The sequence below is a fragment of the Klebsiella quasivariicola genome (assembly GCF_002269255.1).
GTDB lineage: Bacteria > Pseudomonadota > Gammaproteobacteria > Enterobacterales > Enterobacteriaceae > Klebsiella > Klebsiella quasivariicola.
The window spans coordinates 1,969,813-1,989,213 of the sequence record NZ_CP022823.1; the positions used below are offsets into that span (position 1 = coordinate 1,969,813).

Genomic DNA, 19,401 nt, shown 5'->3' on the forward strand with positions numbered 1-19,401 from the left:
TTATGCGGCCGGACTGGCCAGAGGGGAGGCCGGTCTGATGAAAGCTCAAAAGCAAAAAGCCTGCTCGAAAGCAGGCTTTTTAAATTTGGCTCCTCTGACTGGGATCGCCTTTGCCAGTAACTGGCTAATAAATAAGCTAAACCTGAAAACTCTCCCTGTCAAGACCACCAGAATGACCACCAAGTGCTGAAGTGCAACAGACCATAAAATGGCCTCTCGCCAGTCGGCTATCGAGTTGGTTTCTCTGACCATGAACGCCGCATATTAATGACCTGCTCAACATCGACTAAATAGCTGCGCGGAATAGTAGATCACTTTGAGGGAACCCAGCCCGGATTGTGCGATCAGATCAATCACCAAATCAAAACAAATCACCAACCTATTGTGAAGATCTCCGCACTTATTTTGCGGATGGTGGTTTGGTCGCTAACAACCCCAGCTATATCGGTCTGCTGGAAGTTTTCAGGGACATGAAGTTTGATTTTCCTGATGTTACTCATAAAGTCAGTGTATGTATCGTAATAGGTGATGCTTTGTTTCCACATTTTCACCGACTGCACTCTTTGTATCTCTTCCTGCGAGCATAACCCGGATGCACTGGCTCACGCTGAAGTACCCGATACACACGTGCATCGGACCTGTAGAAAGGTTACTGTGTTTGAAACTCCCAGGCATCAATCTCACCGAAAGTGATCTTTTTGCGATGGTTTACCGCTTCCGAAGGTACTAAGTATAATTTGTCTTCCATTTGGAAAAAATAATAACGATTTCCAATGATGATTTTTTCTTCAGGATCTGGATATTTTTCCTTAAATATTTCATTGTCATCGTAGAAACATTTTGCAGGATAAGAGACTCGATCGATAATGAGGTCAGTGGAAGTCATGGGGGCGTTGATAGTGTGCAAATCGCGAGCTTCATAGGGGGTTATGAACAAGTAGTCGGACATCAACTCTACTCGTTGAACAAACTCATGTTCACTATCGTTATTTTTTTTAAGAATATCAACTAACCCGGAATAGAGAGCGTTTTTTTCAAAGAGTGAATTACCGGTCTTTGAGAATTTTACATATTGGTAAATCAGTTCATTGATAACTCTGAACTGCGGAATGGTGACAGTGGTCTCGCTGGCTGTCACTTCGGCACCGTTATAGTTGAGCCGATGGTGAAGCATTTTATTTCTAATCTGAGAACACATTTTGTACAGCGTATGAAGGAACAAATCATCAATTGAATCTTTATCAATATTGGATTCGAGAATGAGGATTTTTTTGTTGAAGCTTTCGTTGACACAGTCAAAACGAAGATCAACATAGCTATCCAGATAATCAAAGAAAATAGGAAATAGGACAAATTTTGTGTAATTATTTTGCAAGCTGCTATTCCATGAGAAAAAACCTATGCAGTTTAATGGGTATTTTGTAGTTGAGCTACCATTCGTCTTGCTGTATAAAAATCTATTGTTTGCCATATTGTTCATAAAGCAGTTACCGATAATAGCCTGAACAATGTCAAAATGTTTTTGCATCATACTGTGACTCCATGTCTGTAAAACATAATAAAACCTTAGATAAGAGGGGAATACTTAAATTTGCGCCAATGATCCTAACATTGTGGTGTTGAGACAAAAGCAATGATTGGTCACTGATGGCCGCCATTTTACTAAGAGTGTGATAGGGGTATCGTCTTGTTAACGGGTATACAGAACGCAGAACAGCAAAAAATCCTGCTTAAGTATCCTTAAGCGGACTCTTCTTAAATACGGCTCCTTTGACTGGGATCGCCTTTGCCATTAATTGGCTGATAATTAAGCTAAATCGCAAATCCCTTTCTGTCAAGCCCCCCCAAACTGACCACTTATGCTGTACATGCAATCTATCTTGAGCATACAAATCTTTTGTTAGTCAGAGTTTAAGTGCACCCGTTTTAGTTCCACGGCGCTGGTCAAGGAATACCTGCGCAGCAAGTTGGCAGGCTTTGAGCATGAAGTCTTTGCGGTGCTGTTTCTGGATACGCGCCACCGGCTGATCGAGCACCGGGAGATGTTCCACGGCACCATCGACAGTGCATCGGTGTATCCGCGTGAAGTGGTCAAGGAAGCCCTGGGGCTAGTTGAGGTGCGTATGCTGGATCAGGTCATTGTGGCCGGAGCAGGCTCCGTGTCGTTTTCGGAGCAGTGGCTGATTTTACGTACCATCTACACAAAAAAGCTATCAGTCCTTATCCACCCAACGCGCCTCGCCTTTTCCAATACGGCGGATGGTGACACTCGTTCCGCTCTGTAGAGATTCAACTTCAAGCAGGCTCGGTAGTTCCGCCTGAAGCCTCTGTCTGATTGTTGTGAGCTGTGAAAAATCTGGCGTCGCTATCGACACTTGTCCATCTTGCGGATCAACTTCAATACGCAGAGGCACTGTTGAGTCTGTTGCCCATTGCATCGTCCACTCCTGCGACGCCCACCTGCCATCTACGCTTGACACAACGTCGTGCCGAAACTGCTGCCAGATTGCATGAGTCTCAAGCGTGGGCCATCCAGGAACATGGTCGAAGCCTGCTACTTCTTCCGATCGTAACCAGGTTTTCATTTCCGCGCGATTCGTGAAGGCGGGCGCGAGTTGCTCCACGGCTATCTTGGCGGCCACCCGCGAGGGCAGTCCGGCCCGAACAAGCATGGCCATGGCGTTGGACGGTAGTCCAGCTTCCAGGCAGGCGGCAGCAGCTCCTTCGACGGGTAGTTCTGATTCGCCTCCATTGATGCGCCGATTCATCCGGATGGCTTCAATCGCCCACACCAGGCGATAGACAAATGCGTCGTCCACGAAGCGCATTCCCTCTTGGCCGATGGCTGCTACGTCTTGCCCTCGCACCCAAGCTCCCAGCAAGTCTCTCCAGTTCGCCGGCAGTGGGTCATCTGGAACGAAGGGACGGATCGCAAGAAGCCGCTCTCCCATTCCAATGAGAGCAGCGATCAGGGCATCTGCGTCACTGGCGAGGGCGGCTGCATCGGCACGGTCAAGAAGCTCAGTCAGCACGACAGCCAACGCGTCGATGGCAAGGCCCGATTCTAGGCCCACTCCCATCGCGAACTGACCTTTGCGTTGCTCGACCGTTGTTTTGTTCCAAATGAGCTGTGCTCTACTGAGGAGAATCCACACTTGCTTCTGCTTTTCGGCGCCGTCAAGGTGAGCGATTTGCCTTGCCCAAAGTGAACCCGCAAGGGCTTCATCGAGCAGCCTTGGTAGATCCGCACTTTGCGCGTCAAGCGCTTCGACGAGCCCAAGGACGGTTGTATCCAACCGCTCGATGAGGCTCTCCATTGAGTCTGACTCCATCTCACCATCTACAGCATCCGGGAACCAAGCATCTTGCGTGCTAGACAGGTAATCCATGGCATCCCCACGCGCAAAAACACCCGACGTCGCGAGGCGCCGTATGACCTCGTTGACCACGACAATGATGCCGCTTGAGAGTGACCGAGCCTTGGCCGACGTGACCAACTCTCTCCATCGCTGGTGGCGCCAATTTTCTGGCTGATGCATTACGTGGATCACGAGTCCTTCGAGATCCACGAATGCGCGCCCGGCGCGGCCAGCAACGTTGGCAAACTCCTCACCCGTGATCAGAGTGCCCGCCCTGTACAGATTTGGGATCAGGAGTACCGCTGCATTGAGGTTCAGTCCCTGCGCCAAGGTGGGTGACGCCACGGTAACGCGTAGAACGCCTGCGGCAAGTAGTGTCTCCACTTCCCGCAGGAAGGGGCCGGGAAGACGACCATGATGAATCGCAACGCCGATGGCCAGACAGCGTACTGCAGGATGTTCCGCGCCTAGCCACTCCCTACCTACGGCCATGGCACGTTCAACCTCTTGGGCGTTGGCAAGCAGAGATGGCAGAAAGCCTCGTCGCTGCAGGTCCAGGGCCGTCTCGGCAAATCCTTCAACATGATCTCGTTGGGTGCAAAATACGAGAGCTCTCTTTCCTTGCTCAGAGAACTTCCATGCCGCTGCGAGAGTTAGCTCCTTGTTGTCCTTTGGAAATGCCGTACGACGAGGGCGAATGGGTGGGACCTCTGGCACAAAGTGTCGAATGAAAGGGCCATTTGGCTCAAGGTCGAAGCTCAGCCGCGCAGAATTTCCGAGCCAAGACAGAGTGCCAAAGCGCTGACGCGTAGGGCGCCAACTGGACTGGATCGGATCGCCAGGCGCATCACTGCGAATCCATGCAGTCAGATCGTTGAGCTGATCGCCTGCCGGCAGAATTGCCGAAAGACAAACGATCCGCCGGTCGCCATGGTCAGTGCGCCGCAGCAACCGTTGCACCAGATTCTCATAGCGGATCTCGCGTTCACTTGGACCAATCAGATGTCCTTCGTCTAGGACGATCAAGCCGACATCATTGATGATGTCGGGGTCGTTCCGCAAAGCAAAATCCAACTTTTCTGGGGTGGCTATGACGATGTTCTGTTCCCGGAGCGCATCCTCGTCATTTCCTGCTACACCGCTGCTTCCATACAGCGACGAGACGGAAAATCCAAGAGGTGTGAATGTCTTGCGGAAGGAGCGCTCGGTCTGAGCGGACAGAGCCCTGAGTGGCGTGACTATCAAAACGCGTTTACCACACGCCAGAGCCATCAACGCAGCGATCTCTGCAATCCGCGTCTTGCCCGCGCTCGTGGGGAGCGCGACCACTAGGTCGTCGGAGACATCGACGGCTCGCTGTGCCGCCAGAAGTTGAGAAGGCCACAATTCGACCTCAGATGACCTCCTGCAGTACAACTCAGAGACAAAAAGCTTCCGAAGTTGTGCGTAGTCTTGCGAGCCTAGTGGCCCTTCGGAGGGCAGAACCTTGTGCAGACTGCTTGCCCAAAGATCATCTATCAGGTTCACGGTGATTCGAAGAATCCACCAGAGTGACACCGCGCTGGCCGCTTTGGTCAACGAAATCGCCCGTTTCAGCAGGTTGCGAGCTTCTACAACGAGGGACTCTTGGCCGGTTTGCAGGGCAAACTCAAAGAACACCAATGCTCTGAACATTGTCGACGTCGCTACACGCGAAACGATATCGTCGGGGTCAAGCGCTCCCTCGGCCGCAGCTCTGGCGATTCCCTCATCTCGGTTCGCTGGGCTGCTAAGCCACTCCCTCGCACGTTGAACCAAGCCTTGAAGATCACGCACGATTAGGAGCGCGAGAGCATCCTCGGCAGGCGAACGATTCTGATCGGCCTGTAATTGCGACAGAAGCGAAAATGCCAGCGCAGAGTAGTTGGCCAAGTGATAGGAAGCAGCCCCCACTGTTCGATAGAACCCTCGAGATGCGTCGGCCTGTGACCCGTTCTGAACCAATGCCTCAAAGGCCCCACCTGCCTGTACGAAGCCTTTTCGCCAAGTCACTGCATCACCTTCAAGCTCGCGTAGCGCCAAGGAAGCACGTAGTACTGAGAAGCCATAGTCCGCAAGATCGGAGTCGATCCCTTCGCTGAAGGCTGGAGCGTCTGGTGGCAAGTTTCCTTCATGGCGAATAAGAGCCCTTGCTTGACCCCGGGCCTGCAAGCGACCTCGATATCCGTCTTGTGTGATGTCGAGCAGGAATGCAGTCAGTTCTTCAGTCGTTTCCAAGTGCCAGAGCCCTCTCGTAGCAGGCCAGAATGAAGGCCTGATGGTCTTCTATGCGCAAATTTGCAGAAAGATGGGGACGAACCAGATCCGCCGCTGCGAGATCGTCGTACAGTGCCTGAGGCGTGGCGTTGCCCGACAAGGTGAACAGCATGTGACTGGTTCGCCCTTGGGGCGCAGATCGACTGGCGACTTCATTACGAATCCGTCTACCCATCTGCCGTCGTTCGCCTTCACCCTCCATGAGTCGATCCGCGACGAAGAGAAGGGACGTTGCCGTAGGTCTGCCATCGTCTCTGGACAGTGCTTTTCGTGCCTCAGAGATGGTGGCGTTGGCAAGGTTTACACGACTCTTAGACTCGCCTTTTAAGTAGTGCAATTTTTGTTGGTCATCGAGCTTTAGACCGACGAAATCGTCGCCGCGCAGCGCCATCTCTCGACCATCTTTGTATCGCAGGCGACGGATCGGAACCTCGAATTCAAGATGTTCTTCGACCAACTCGGTCGCGAGGATCTCGCCAAGCTCTCCCGAACGTGCTCGGGTGGAGCGCGGCATGCGCTCAGCCAAAATTGCAGCCGCGCCTGGGTATCCCAACTCACGGACGTCTTCAGCTATTTCGTCCAAATTGTCGTAGTGAGCTCGGATCCGAGTAGTTAGGGTAGCTTCGATAGCAGCCCTTCCTCCATCGCGTTCGGACAAGCGCCATAGCTGCTTGTTGTCTTGCTCTTGGATAGTTATGTCGCACCAACGTGGATATAGCATTCAAAAGCTCCGTATTCTTATGCCAGGTCTTTCTGAGAGAGGTGGATTAAACCCTCTGTGCGACGGCCGCAAGCTGCAATTTTCTTCCAACCCAAAAGTTGCCTCACGTCATCACTTTAAGTTCTTCGACGTTACTCCGGCTTCAGCCTCGCGGAGAATACTAATGATCTGTTGGTTGGAAAAACGCTTCTTCATGGGGATGTCCTCATGTGGCTTATGAAGACATTACTAACATCGGGTGTACTAATCAACGGGGAGCAGGTCATTCATCCTGTCAAGACCACCAAAATGACCACCAATAGTTGCGGATTGAATAAATCAGGTTGAGCAATCCTCGGAATGTGGTGATCGTTACTATGGTTTAACCCTAAACGTTAGCATAACTAACGAGAGCATCGAGGAATCTATCCTAAGAGAGCAAAGAGGTCTAACAGTCTGCACATACTAAGAGTGGAAGTTGCTTACATAAGGGGCGGATGTTGTACTTGGACTGATTAGGCTATCTAGGGTTCCCCTCATAAAATATTTTTCAGAATCCTGGGTGTTGACAGTAGTAAATTGATTGGATTTCAGTTAGAAAATATTATCGATAAATTAACGGAGTGACGGGATGAGTAACGCGCATGAGGCCAGCGCGTCGGCCACTGGCTATCTGTATCAGTGTCGCTACGCATTGCTAAAAGGACTGGAAGCTACTCTGGATTCACCAGAGTTCAGGATTTCAATTGAAAAGTTTGATGATATAGCTTTTGAGGCAAACGGCTTACCGATTCATCTTATCCAGACCAAACATCATAAAGCCAAAACTGGAAAGCTGACTGACAGCAGCGCTGACCTTTGGAAAACGCTACTCATCTGGATAAAAAGTGTAGCCACCGATAGTGGCGGTTTCTCAAGAACTCGTCACTTCCTAATAACAACTGGTTTGGCACCTTCGAATTCGGCGTCTTTTCTATTACGAACAGAAAGTCGTAACGAGGCTCAAGCCGATTTTTTGTTACTCACGACTGCAAACAGTTCAAATAACCGCGCGCTACAAGAAGCTTTCAACGCCTATAAGCTCTTACCGGAGGAGGCTCGATTTGCTCTGTTAAGATCAATATATGTACTTGATAGATCTCCTTCGATTACTGATGTTAAAGAAGATATTTACCGGCAGTTGCACCGTGCTGTAGGAAGACAGCATATCGAAATTTTCACCGAGCGTTTAGAAGGCTGGTGGTTCGACCAAGTGATACGTATGCTCAGCGGCAATGAGGTGGGCAGCATCCCAGTGCTGGCTATTGAATCCCGCATTGATGAACTGCGAGAGGAGTTTCGACGTTCCTCATTACCTGTAGATTTTCGGTCATTTTCTCCTCCTCAAGAAGTGATCGCTCAGCTAGATAGTCGACCCTTTGTCAATCAATTGCGAAAGATAAATCTCGGTTCGGCCCGTATTGAGTATGCCATCCGTGATTATTACCGAGCTTCAGAGCAACGCTCAAAATGGGTAAGAGAAGAATTATTGCTTAATGATGAGCTTAAAACGTTCGAGCAAGACCTGATAGAGGCTTGGCAACCACGATTCGCCGCACAGAAAGACGATTTATTACCTGATAGTGATGAGTCCGATCGTATACGTTCTGGAAAGGACCTGTTCACATGGGCAGAACAGCAGGCATGTTTTCCTCTCCGCAGCCTACGAGAGCGGTTTCTTACCCACGGAAGCTACCATATTTTGGCTAACCGATACGCAGTGGGGTGGCACCCTGACTTCATGCAGAATAATAGTGATGAACAGAAAGGAGAGGATTGATGATGGAGCCTTGGTCTTCCCGTCCCATAGAGGAGAGCTACCTCTTCAACCCAGCTTTCTGCGTATTGCTTATAGCCAATACATCGTCAGAATTCAATAAAAAGACCGGTTGCTCTTTACCCTTTGCACTAGCCTTTATAATCCTTCCGATAATTCTTCATCAGAAAACACGCAAGGCTCTGCCTGCTACAACCGTAACGTCACTAATGGCATGGTGCCAGGACAACCGAGATACGATGATTAATTTCCCCGACAGAGTCAGGCGGCTAAACGGTATTACCCGTGAGAGCATATTATTTGGCACAAGGCAAAGCGCTCTTTGCTTGGATGAAAATGGTGACTTAAAGAAAGGAGCTAAACTGCTCCCACCTACAGAAAAACGAACGCCGCTGCTTACTCAGGAAGCCGGAGAATGCATTGAGCGTGCGGCATTTCTGGGGCGTTGGCTCGCAGCAGCTGGTACAACAGCGACTATTTATGCTGCATGGGGGATAGCGCCATGAGTCTTCAGATAGCCAGCCTTGTGATTTACAACCACGGGGGAGAACGTCGTGAAATCACCCTTCATCCCGGTCAACTGAACATCTTGACCGGCGCATCCAAAACGGGTAAATCAGCAATAATTGATATTATTGATTACGTTACCGGGCGAAGCGAATGTTACGTAGCCGATGGCGTTATCCGCAAATGTACGCAATGGTATGGGATCCTTTTTCAACTGAATGATAGCCAAATCTTTATCGCGCGACGCAATCCAGATGCCGGTACACAGTCTCACGGCGACATCTATATTGCCCGAGGGAGCTCCCTGTCGATTCCCGATGGCGCAACTCTCCACAAAAACACTACAGTCAACGCTGTGGAGAAATTTCTGGGAACGGCAATCGGCATTAATGAAAACGAACACCGTCCCCCGAGTCCTACGCGACCCTCTCTGGAGGCAAATTTCCGCCACTCGCTTCTTTTTTGTTTCCAGGATCAGAACGACATTGATAACAAACAGCGTCTGTTTCATCGCCAAGATGATGGTTTTATAGCGCAGGCTATCCGGGACACCTTTCCTTATTTTCTTGGCGCAATGGATGAAGAGCGGCTCTTACAGCAAGCCCAATTGGACGATGCGCGAAAACTACTGCGTCAGCTTGAAAGGTTGGTACGGGAAGCTGAATCGCTGGATGACGCCACATTTCCGCGTGCAAAAGCTCTTCTTGAAGAAGCTAAAATGGCAGGGCTTACCGACGATCGAACCGTAGTTGTAAACTATGAGGCCTGCATGACTCTGCTCCAAAGCTTGAGCGAGCGAGGAGTATTTTCAGATGCAGTTGTAGTAAGTGATCATGATGACATATTGATGCGACTGCGCTCAGAACGTCAAGGGATGCGTACTGAGCTTGAGAGACTGAATAGCGAGATTCGTGAAACGCGGGCGTTTACCTCAGAATCAACCGGCTATGAGCGAGAGGCGCGGGAGCAGCGTGCAAGACTCAGCGTAGTGAATTTGATAAAGTCCTCAGAGGTATCGCAGCTTTGTCCTCTTTGCGAAAGTCACCTCGAAAACATTCCTCCTTCTGTTGCTCAACTCAACCATTCACTCAATGAATTGAGCCGACAACTTGAGGCGGTAGAAGCAGAAAATCCAAGGCTCCAGAAGCGCTTAGCAGCCCTCCAAATACAGGAAAATACTCTCCTCAATAATCTTCGAGAGAATCAGAAAAAAATCAGTGATTGCATCCAACAAGCTGAATATCTGCGAGTACAGCAGGAAAACTTTATGCTGCAGGCGCGGACTCTGGGGAAAATCGCACAGTATCTTGAAACTGTCAGCGATGCAGAGCAGTATTCGGGTCTTCGCACCCGGTTAGAAAATCAGCAATTAACTGTAAGTTTCCTTGAAAAAAAATTGGATCCGACTGCTGTACGAGAGAAACTTGCGGCCTTCCTCAATATAATCGGCCGTTATATGACTGAATATTCGGAACTTCTCGATCTAGAACATCAGGGAAGCAACCTGCGTCTAGATATCCGCAAACTCACCGTTGTGGCAGATACCTTGGACGGACCGGTACCACTTTTCCGTATGGGCAGCGGGGAAAATTGGGTCGGCTACCATATTTTGGCTCATCTGGCCCTTCATCGCTGGTTCCGTCAAAAAAAACGCCCCGTGCCAGGATTTCTAATTCTCGACCAGCCATCGCAGGCGCATTATCCACCTGAAAAAGATAATGATGGGTCTATTGACGCTCTGAAGAATGAAGATCAGAACGCTGTAAATCGGCTGTTCAGCCTAATCAACCACGCTGCTAAAACGCTCGCCCCTGATTTACAGATAATAGTTATGGACCATGCAGACCTTAAAGATGACTGGTTTCAGGCTGCAGTCTCTGATCGCTGGCGTAATGGCGTAAAACTTATTCCAACAAGCTGGATAACACCCCAGAAATAATGGCAAGACGCAAATTTGAGCCTACAGCGCACTTATTTCTGAGCGTAAGAATACTGTGCTATGTTGGCGGGGATAGCTACTATCCGGTGACTGAAGTAATGAAGGTTTAACTGGAACAACGACGTCTAGGCAGGCGAAAGATTTGTAAGTAGGTCTGGAGAAGATAAGGTTTGGCTCTGCATGAGAATGTGAACGCTGGAACATAAATCCAATTGAGGCATTAACTATAACTTGCTGCAGTGCTGTGCCAATGCAATAAATTTAGTAAAAATATGATGGCTAGATTTGATAGGTTGATTTATAGGGGTTGTTATGTGTTTTGCAAATTTAAAGATACTCAACTTTCGTGATTTTGAGACAGTTAATATCCCTCTGACGGGCAACATAGTCTTGTTGGGCGAGAACCTCGTCGGTAAGAGCAATCTTCCATTAGCGATTCGCCTGTTCAACCTTATGATAGATAGATATTAATGGTGTGATTTATAAGGGAATGTACAATCATAAAAATGTGCCAAATACTAACAGGAGTTTTATGATGATTGATAGATTAGAGCTTACAAAAAACATTCAATTCTATAACTTAATAATACCAGAAGACAATCGAAACAGAACAATAACAGACGTTGAAATAACTAATATTTTGGATGCTGCAGATGACAATATTGAACCTGGTAGTGATTACCTATTAGAGGAGTTTAGAATTGACAAAAGATTAATTGAAAATGATATCCCTTATAAATATTCATTGCGAATCTTCCCAACACTCAAGCCAGTGTATTTTATTGGGGAGATCGAGGGCGGAGAGAACTACCAAGATAAAATTTATGCTTTTATATTAATTCTTGAGTTTGATAATAGTGTGGCAATAATAAAGAAAAGCTGTGCAAATATTTCAGATGATATTGAAAGAAGTTTTAATTTAGTATCGAGTAATTTATTGGCTAGCACCTTTAATGATTCTGATGTTTTATTCCAAAAAATATCCACAAGAACAATAACTAATTCAGATAAGGCAATCAGAAATAGATCTGCAGAATCAGCAGATCTTAAAGGTTCTTACTCTACTCATGCTGCTGGTAGGTCAATACCTTACTACTTAAAACTTAGGCAAGGTGCAATAATTAAGACAATCTCTGGTTCAGGACGATTGGTAGAGGCATCACAGAGAGTTAATTTCGATGAAATTGCGACATGGTCTTATAATCAACTTTGTCTGATAAGGCAAGGTGGAGGGGTTAAGGACTTCCTCAATTCTTTTGCAAAACAAAAAGATTTAAGTGAGGTTTTAAGATCTACTGTGCCAAGTGCCTTATTAATAGAAAGTACTTCATTATATGAAAAGTTACAATCGGAAGGCGCCATACTGAAATACAAATTGCCTGATGGATCCGATTGCATTCTAAATGAAATACAAGTAAATCGGTTGCTTCGTAAACTTGAAAAAGTTTATGAAATAAAATCCGACTTGACTATTCAAGTGCCGCTTGGTAAGGCTAAGATACGAAAAAACAACAAAACACTAACGATTGACTCTACTGTTCTAAAAAAAATAAAAGTTTCGTACAACTCTAAAGATATAACTTTGCAAAGTTTTATCTTTAAAAATGGTTTCTACAGCATTACGTTTACTGACCCATGCTATATGTATTTTATGGGTAATTGTTTCGAAGACTCTTCAGGCATATCGGAAATCAATAACATATTAGAAATGCTTGTCCCTAAAGCTAATATAAAAAACGTCTTAAGTGAGAAAGGTTTGCTTTTAAAAGGAATGGATAAGTTCTCTAATGATTCCATGTTTGATGTGGTGGAAAACATTCATAGTGGGGATGATTACATCTTTTGCGATGACTTAGGGAATGAGTGGGCAGACCATATCACATTTAATAAAGCGGATTCATGCATTTGTTTCATTCATTCAAAGCATGGTGACAAAAGCACATCAGCAAGTAAACTTCATGACGTTGTTGGTCAGGGTATAAAAAATCTTGGATATATGTATTTTAATACTGCTGATTTTACTGTTAAATTAAAAACAAAATTTAATAAAAATTATACTGGAGTTTACAATAAAAAGTCAGTATCAACCAAGATAAAAAAGGTAAGAAAAGGTGACACTAAAAACATTAAAAAATACCTTGACGACCTTTTTAAGGATGTTAAATTGCATAGAAAATGCATTCTTAGCTGTTCATTTTTATCCAAAAAAGAGATAGAGCGCGAGTTCATTAATTTGCGAAGAAAAAAACCGGTTAAGCCTCATGTGATTCAACTGCTATGGATCTTGTCTTCTTTTTCTCATGCTGTAAAAGAGGCTAATGCTGTTCCAATTATTTATTGCGATAACTAGAAAACATTTTGAGAGGGGTAATAAACCTCTCAAAACAATACCGATGAATATTCCTAATTTATACTATCGATTGGAAGTTTGGAGTTTATTTGAAAGGTGCATCAAACTCTATGTATCCAATCTCAATAGATTAAAGTTCAAACTCTATATAGCATGCTTTATTTAGAAGGAGACAATTGATACTACTCTTTTGATCAGGTATCAATCGCAGAGCTATAAGAATAAATAATAAAAAACTCATAAGCTGAATTGATGAGCTTTAAGTTACGCGCCAACAGGAAGGCAACTGATCCTATAAGATAATCCCTTGAAAAGTCAGCACTTGAATATGTGGGATTTTATCATGACCTCAAATAAGGCTGAGGCCAGAAATACGCGGGCTCCCGGCATCAGAGCGCCTAGCTTCTAGGCAATCCCCGAGCAAACCGCAATTGGCTTCGCTGCATAAGTGGTTGATAGAGAAAAGCGCGACACTGTCGTAGAAATCCCGGTTGGGGGTGGCGTTCGCTTATGCGCTCAATCAGTGGGGTGCTCTGTGTTATTACTGCGATGACGGGCCGGTGGAACCTGATAATGATGATGCGGAGCGGGCGCTGAGAGAGGTCTGTCTGGGGAAAAGAATTATATATTCTTCGGTAGTGACAATGGCGGTAAGCGCGGCGCACTGCTTTATGGGCTGATAGGCACATGCAAACTCAATGTATTGACCCTGAGGCTTATCTGCACCATATCCTGGCGTACTGCCGAAGGCGTCTACAAATAAAGTGGCCGAATTGCTGCCATGGAACGTGGTTCTCACCGATAAATAACCGTCAATACGGCGTTCACTTAACGCTTATCGATATAGTCATTCCATTTTCTTCAAGAGATATACCCTTTTGGCGTAGCTTTATGCCTAGTGTGTACTCTCTAATGTCCGCTTTCGTTAAAGATGAGTGTCAGACTTGAGTGTGTTCTACCTCAGAACACTGCTACATCAGGTCTGAAGTTATACAGTGAAATTCAATTTCTAAATCACAACCTTCAACCCATTTCACCGCTGCGAACCAAGGGGCGCTACGCCCGGCTATGTAGATCATATCTTTTCCTTCCGTGTGCTTTTCGTTCCCGTATCAGCTTCCGGCTAATCGTTTCCCAACACAACCCGTCCCGCAAGGGTAAATAGCACGCATTCTGCGCCCTTGCGGGCCGGAACGATGTCGGGAAAGCGAACCGTCAGGCGATACGAAGACGAAAATCACACCACTGACGGAGAAAAAATCATGACTATTTCCCTGCATACCCAGGCTAGCGCCCCTAACACCGCAGCGGCGACCAGCGTATCCCCGCTGGACCTGTCAGGCTCCTCAAAAACGAAATTTACCAGAACCAAAACTGATATTTATCAGACCGTCACTGACAGCATCATTGCGGCACTGGAAACTGGTGTTAAACCCTGGGCGTGTCCGTGGCAGCGTACCCCTGGTATGTCGGGTTTACCGTCCAATTACGCAACTGGTATGGGTTACAGTGGAATGAATATCATGTTGTTGTGGTGCAGTGCGTCAGAACAGGGATTCAATGATTCGCGTTGGATGACCTACAAACAGGCAAAAGCGGAAGGCGGGCAGGTACGTAAGGGAGAACACGGCACAACAGCTATTTTCTATACCATGTTGGAAAGGGAAAATAACGAAGGAGAAACTGAATATATTCCGATGCTTAAGACTTTCACCGTGTTTAATGTTGAGCAAATTGACGGTTTGACTCTGAGTGATGAAGCCGTTTTCCCGGCAGAGACCTTTGAGCCGTTACCGCAGGCGGAAGCGCTTTTCCGTAACAGTGGTGCAACCATCATTGCGAAGGGGCAGAACGCCTTTTTCGCACCATCAACCGACGAAATCCATTTACCGGAACGTCGTCTTTTTAGCGATGCTGCCAATTTCTACGCTACGGGTATGCATGAGCTGGTTCACTGGAGTGGAGCCAAAAGTCGGCTGAATCGTGAAATGAAAGGGAAGTTTGGCAGTGAGGATTATGCTTTTGAGGAGTTGATCGCCGAGCTTGGAAGCGCGTTCCTAATGGCGGACCTAGGGATTGTCGGAGAGGTTCAGCATGAAAGTTATATTGCTTCCTGGCTGAAAGCACTGAGGAACGACAAACGCTATATTTTCAAGGCCGCCAGCGCGGCATCCAAAGCGCATCGTTATTTGATGGATAAAATCTGAGCAGGAAGGAGTCGCAACGGAATGCGGCTTTGCGTGTAGGGCCGCTTAAAACAGTAACGCTGTAGAGACACGAGTGAGGCGGAGCGCAGCCAGGCGAGCACCGAACAGTCATGTCTCTACAGTGGAATAACGCAAATCACGCGGACAGGGCTGAATGGGCAGCTATTCCCGGTTATCAGCAACTACCTGAAGCGCAAGTAGCCGCTGTTCCAGGTTATTCAGTCTTTCTTCGAGGTCATGGCTCTGCTGCTCAATATCTTCCAGCGTTTCTGACAGTACATCACGCAGCAGCACAAAATTTGCTTGTAAGGCATATACAAAATCGTTGCCGCGTTCCAGTAATGCTTCACGCGGAAAGCCATGTAACGCAGAATGTGTCATCCACGTCACCAACGCTTTTGCGCTCATTTCAGTTAGTACGTCCGAAAGTCGGTCAGTTTCTCTGTTCATACTGGAGTCCTGTCAGTTCTGATGGTGGGGGAGTATTTAGGTAGGGCATTACTTCCGGTCATTGCGCTGCTGGCGGGCGGGTTGGGGCAGTTGGTGATAAAGAACAACTATATGCAGTGACTTACATCGAGCCGTTGCAACTCGTCGAGTGTATAGATGCGGAAGACATTCCGGTGGCGGGTTTCCAGCGGGATGTGCTGATGGTTAACGATCACGTGCCTGATGCTGTCAAACAGCCGTTCAAGACCGCGTTTTTTCTGCGGGTCCGGCACGATATAAAAAACGTAAATCCAGTTTTTATGGGTCCGCGCCAGCAAATGGCTGGCGATGATCGACTGGTAACGGGCTTTGGTTTTCAGACGGCGCTCGGTCTCAATGGCGATCACGGTTCCGCCGGGCAGGGTAATCAGTCCGTCCGGGCGGTGGCTGGTCTGATAACGACTGAGGAAGGTTGTGCGATCGCCGTTTATCCATCCGGATGCGCCTTTTTGCTCAAGGATGATACGGGCGGTTTGATTATCAAGGTGGTGCTCCAGTGTCCAGCCGGTGATTTTTGACGGCTCAAACCGTGCCGGAAAAAGTGTATCGTCGGAGGTTAACACTACGGCCAGTCCGTCACTGGTTATGCCCCACAATGAAATTTTCATCGTGCGCGATACCAGGACATGTTTTTGTATTAAGCCCATACCCTCGACTTTTGAAAGAAGGGAATATAGCGATTTATGGTCTCTGAAGCCGAACAGCAGCATCAGCGTTTTAAAGTCACTGTACGTTTCTTCTTTCAGGAAATTCAGCAGTCGTTGTATTTTTTCGCGGTGCCGCGTCTGGCGTTCGCGGTATGCGGTGATAAGCATCATTCCCCCCTTTTAAAAATCCAGCAATGACGGGTTTTACTCTTTATCGGCATTCGGTGTTGTTGTGTCTTTTTCGTCCGTATCAAAAAAAAGATCGGGCCGCGTTGTGGTGATATCCGGCGTTGATGCCGGTCCGGGGGCGATTTCCTCCTCGCTAAAATCCAGGGTGATGTTTACCGTTGTGGCGGTGGCGGCAATCGCGGGCGACACGGCACAGATCTCCAGTTCGCGTTTTTTCACCCTGATGGGCGAAATCAGAGAAGCAGAGGGGAGAGTTTTTGTCGTGAAGATGAAGCTGACAAAATCGGGTAGGTTCAGGATCATATTGCTGTCGGTAAAGAAACGCTCGGCCTGCCTGATGGTGCGTTCGTCGTCGATAGTCTCTGTCAGCACGGCATCGGTTTTCGCTTTGCGGACCTCGTCATCCACTAATATGGTGCCTGACATCCTGGCCACCCATTCCGCGGTGTCCGGGTCCATGACACGGTAAACCAGTTTGAATTTGGCGTTCTCAACGACCGCGCCGACAACGGCGTCACCCTTCAAATCTGCCGGACAGTCTTTTAAATCGGCAATCGACTGGTGGTCCATAATAATATGCACGCCTTTATCGCGTGCCGCGCCTAAACCTTCCAGCGCGGGCCTGGATAAATGGTATTTCAGTTCGGAAAGATAAATAGCAATGGGGCGGGGCACGTCTTTCACCCGCTCGCGCCTCTCTGCCAGCTGGTACAGGCGTACCAACAGCATGCGCTGAGTGGTAATGATTTTGCTGTTGCGCATTGAACCAATCACATAACAGCAACCGCCTTCCTTAAATATCGTATTAAGCGAAAATCCAGTGGGGGCATTAATGGCATTGAGTAAAGCCAGCTCTTCAATTTTCCCGAAAAAGGCTTTTATCTTATCTGCAGTACCCTGAACGTAGTCTCCGTTATACACATCCCGAATGGTTGAGGCCGTATTACGGGTGACAAACTGCGCGGCTATCCGCGCCGCCTTCCGGTCGTCAATCCGATAAAAGTCAGATTCCTGCCCTTTTTCCGCCAGGCTGAAACCGGCAACAAACAATTCTTCCAGTTCATCTGGCGTGATGCCTTCAATCAGATTTAACTGGTATTGTTGTTTCCGCAGGTCAATCAGGGCAAAAGGTTTTCCTGCATCCTCGCAGGCTTTGCGGTAAAGGTGGGGTGCCCATTCATCATCCTTGGGGTCCATCACAAATACGCCTTCACCGGCCAGAATACTTTGATAGAGTAATATTCCGGTGGCAACGCCTTTGCCCGCTCCGGTGGTGCCGATAATATCTGCGTGTTGTTTTTGCCAGTCTTTTAACGGCAGATACATCGGCTGAACATCGCGGTCCATGCCGATAAATAACCCTTTGTTCAGGTCGATATAATCCAGCGGGTCATAATGCAGTGTTTCCGGCAGCAGTGATTTCACCGTACGGACATCGGTGCGTAATTCCCGTTCAAGCGTGGTTTTTCTGACGAGGCGTTTCTTTATTTTGTCTAATTCAGGGGTTAATACCCTGCGCAACAGAATATGCAAAATAAAACCCGTTACGGTAAAGGCAATCAGCACCGGCCATGCCGGAACGGGAATGCTGGCGACTACACGGCCTTTATAAAGCCACTGGAAAATCCAGATAACAACCGGGGCCATCGTACCGCAAAGAAAACACAGCAGGGAAAAAGCAATCATCAGCTTTTGCCACAGCGGGGCTTTTTGCCGTTCATCGCTTTTCATCGACGCGAAAAATGGCATCGTCAGCCCTGATAACAGCGCCAGCATCAGCTGATGCTGTTGCATAAAAGCAATGAAGCTAAGCGCGCCATTCACTATCGGCGACAGTGAAACGGCCAGCTTATTCAAAATCACGTTGCCTCCTTCATCAGCGGTTCGCCCCATGACATCACCCTATCAGTTCGCCCCACGGTGTAGGGCGAAAAGGCGGGGCGAGCGTATGGGGTAAAGATGGTGGCCGCTGTGCGGCCATATGCAGGAAAGCATGCTTCCCTGCACGTCACGGCGTGCGCCAGTTCATGCGGGCTGGACGCCCTTATTACCTGTCGCATGGGGGTAATGTCGCGGCTGGACGCCGCGCCAAAACCCCCGACGTCAACGGCGGCACACCGTCGCCCGCTACGCGCGACCACCCCCTTTAAGACGGTCGCTTTCGCCTTTTTCTTCCCTTTGCTCGTTCCTCGCTGCGGGAATAAAAGGGAAGCTGACCTTTAAAGAGGGTGGTCGCGCCACGCTACCGGCTTTTGGCCGGAGACTTAGCCGCGACGGTGTGCGGGGGTGTGCCCCCCGGGTAAACCGCTGTCGTGGGCGACAGCTTTTCGCTCGCCGGGGCGGCGAAATTTATCCGGCTCCCCCCGGCCTGCAAAATCCGCGTGGGCGCGGCTGTTTGCAGGTGAGGCGCGGTGCCTGAATTATTTTCGCTCCTTAACCCGCGAAAATATTTCTGTCCGCGGCCTCATTTTTGCGGCCCCTGTTTCTTCGCTCCTTAATCCGCGAAAAACAGAAGCCGTAAAAACCTGAAAACCGTCACGCTCTGTGCCCGTCTCGCCAGTATTAACCACGAACGCGGCCATATTTACTGATGATCTGACCGATAGCCGCCGGGTCTGCCGAATCACATTCAAGTAAAAACGATTGTCTGGCATCGGCCGTATGGTCAGGCAGAAAACCATGCCTGTTCTTTTTTACGATATTAAAGAATGCCCGTTCAGCGGAATGACATTCACTGCCGCCGCCATTTCCGGTTGTTTTACCGTACATACATAACACCACTTCGCAGGCATCAGCAGCCAGTACAGATGTTGAACATAACGCCATAACGCAGAGCAATAATACGGAGGATATTGCTTTTTTCATTTCAGTCACCGTTATGATTAATGAAAGGTTACGTATTT

13 protein-coding genes and 2 pseudogenes are annotated in these 19,401 nt (G+C 48.1%); 8 read left to right on the forward strand and 7 right to left on the reverse strand.

Annotated features, from left to right (window positions below):
* Positions 1 to 371: 371 nt before the first annotated feature.
* Positions 372 to 491: pseudogene (locus B8P98_RS09850) on the forward strand (CBASS cGAMP-activated phospholipase); the annotation flags it as partial.
* Between the two features lie 158 nt (positions 492 to 649).
* Here the strand turns inward: B8P98_RS09850 and B8P98_RS09855 are convergent.
* Positions 650 to 1,531: a hypothetical protein gene (locus tag B8P98_RS09855; RefSeq protein ID WP_085802821.1), complete on the reverse strand. Its 882-nt coding sequence runs from the start codon at positions 1,529 to 1,531 to the stop codon at positions 650 to 652.
* 436 nt (positions 1,532 to 1,967) lie between these two features.
* Between B8P98_RS09855 and B8P98_RS09860 the strand changes: the two genes are divergently transcribed.
* Positions 1,968 to 2,285, forward strand: a complete 318-nt coding sequence (locus B8P98_RS09860; RefSeq protein ID WP_445238324.1) for a JAB domain-containing protein — start codon at positions 1,968 to 1,970, stop codon at positions 2,283 to 2,285.
* Here B8P98_RS09860 and B8P98_RS09865 read toward each other — a convergent pair.
* Both B8P98_RS09865 and B8P98_RS09870 read right to left on the reverse strand, forming a co-directional pair.
* A complete protein-coding gene (locus tag B8P98_RS09865; protein WP_085802823.1) occupies positions 2,214 to 5,615 on the reverse strand; it encodes a DEAD/DEAH box helicase in 3,402 nt (1,133 codons plus the stop codon). The two genes, B8P98_RS09860 and B8P98_RS09865, sit on opposite strands and share 72 nt — an antisense overlap.
* Complete coding sequence (locus tag B8P98_RS09870) at positions 5,602 to 6,375, reverse strand: Hachiman antiphage defense system protein HamA (RefSeq protein WP_085802824.1); 774 nt, start codon at positions 6,373 to 6,375, stop codon at positions 5,602 to 5,604. The genes B8P98_RS09865 and B8P98_RS09870 overlap by 14 nt, the downstream gene beginning before the upstream one ends.
* A gap of 610 nt (positions 6,376 to 6,985) precedes the next feature.
* On the opposite strand from B8P98_RS09870, the gene B8P98_RS09875 reads away from it, so the two are divergent.
* From B8P98_RS09875 to B8P98_RS09900, 6 genes and pseudogenes are all read left to right on the forward strand, one after another.
* Positions 6,986 to 8,173 (forward strand): ABC-three component system protein, encoded by a 1,188-nt coding sequence (locus tag B8P98_RS09875; RefSeq protein ID WP_064793689.1) that lies wholly within the window; start codon positions 6,986 to 6,988, stop codon positions 8,171 to 8,173.
* Complete coding sequence (locus B8P98_RS09880; RefSeq protein WP_085802825.1) at positions 8,173 to 8,676, forward strand: three component ABC system middle component; 504 nt, start codon at positions 8,173 to 8,175, stop codon at positions 8,674 to 8,676. Before B8P98_RS09875 ends, B8P98_RS09880 begins: the two co-directional genes overlap by 1 nt.
* On the forward strand, positions 8,673 to 10,616 hold the full coding sequence (locus B8P98_RS09885; RefSeq protein ID WP_157738361.1) for a DUF3732 domain-containing protein: 1,944 nt from the start codon (positions 8,673 to 8,675) through the stop codon (positions 10,614 to 10,616). The genes B8P98_RS09880 and B8P98_RS09885 overlap by 4 nt, the downstream gene beginning before the upstream one ends.
* Positions 10,617 to 11,148: 532 nt before the next feature.
* Positions 11,149 to 12,966 carry a hypothetical protein gene (locus B8P98_RS09890; protein WP_227676595.1) on the forward strand — a complete coding sequence of 606 codons (1,818 nt, stop codon included), beginning with the start codon at positions 11,149 to 11,151 and terminating at the stop codon, positions 12,964 to 12,966.
* Positions 12,967 to 13,325: 359 nt separating this feature from the next.
* Positions 13,326 to 13,775, forward strand: a pseudogene (locus B8P98_RS09895) (IS66 family transposase); the annotation flags it as partial.
* Between the two features lie 453 nt (positions 13,776 to 14,228).
* Complete coding sequence (locus B8P98_RS09900; protein WP_095032937.1) at positions 14,229 to 15,173, forward strand: ArdC family protein; 945 nt, start codon at positions 14,229 to 14,231, stop codon at positions 15,171 to 15,173.
* A 162-nt stretch (positions 15,174 to 15,335) separates the two neighbouring features.
* Here B8P98_RS09900 and B8P98_RS09905 read toward each other — a convergent pair whose 3' ends face one another.
* From B8P98_RS09905 to B8P98_RS09925, 4 genes are all read right to left on the reverse strand, one after another.
* Complete coding sequence (locus B8P98_RS09905; RefSeq protein WP_085802827.1) at positions 15,336 to 15,623, reverse strand: hypothetical protein; 288 nt, start codon at positions 15,621 to 15,623, stop codon at positions 15,336 to 15,338.
* A gap of 107 nt (positions 15,624 to 15,730) precedes the next feature.
* Positions 15,731 to 16,477, reverse strand: a complete 747-nt coding sequence (gene mobC, locus B8P98_RS09910) for a MobC family replication-relaxation protein (RefSeq protein WP_095032938.1) — start codon at positions 16,475 to 16,477, stop codon at positions 15,731 to 15,733.
* 36 nt (positions 16,478 to 16,513) lie between these two features.
* The gene (locus B8P98_RS09915) at positions 16,514 to 18,361 is read right to left on the reverse strand and encodes a type IV secretory system conjugative DNA transfer family protein (RefSeq protein WP_095032939.1); all 1,848 of its coding nucleotides are present in this window, start codon (positions 18,359 to 18,361) and stop codon (positions 16,514 to 16,516) included.
* Positions 18,362 to 19,060: 699 nt separating this feature from the next.
* The gene (locus B8P98_RS09925) at positions 19,061 to 19,363 is read right to left on the reverse strand and encodes a TrbM/KikA/MpfK family conjugal transfer protein (protein ID WP_095032940.1); all 303 of its coding nucleotides are present in this window, start codon (positions 19,361 to 19,363) and stop codon (positions 19,061 to 19,063) included.
* Positions 19,364 to 19,401 lie beyond the last annotated feature (38 nt).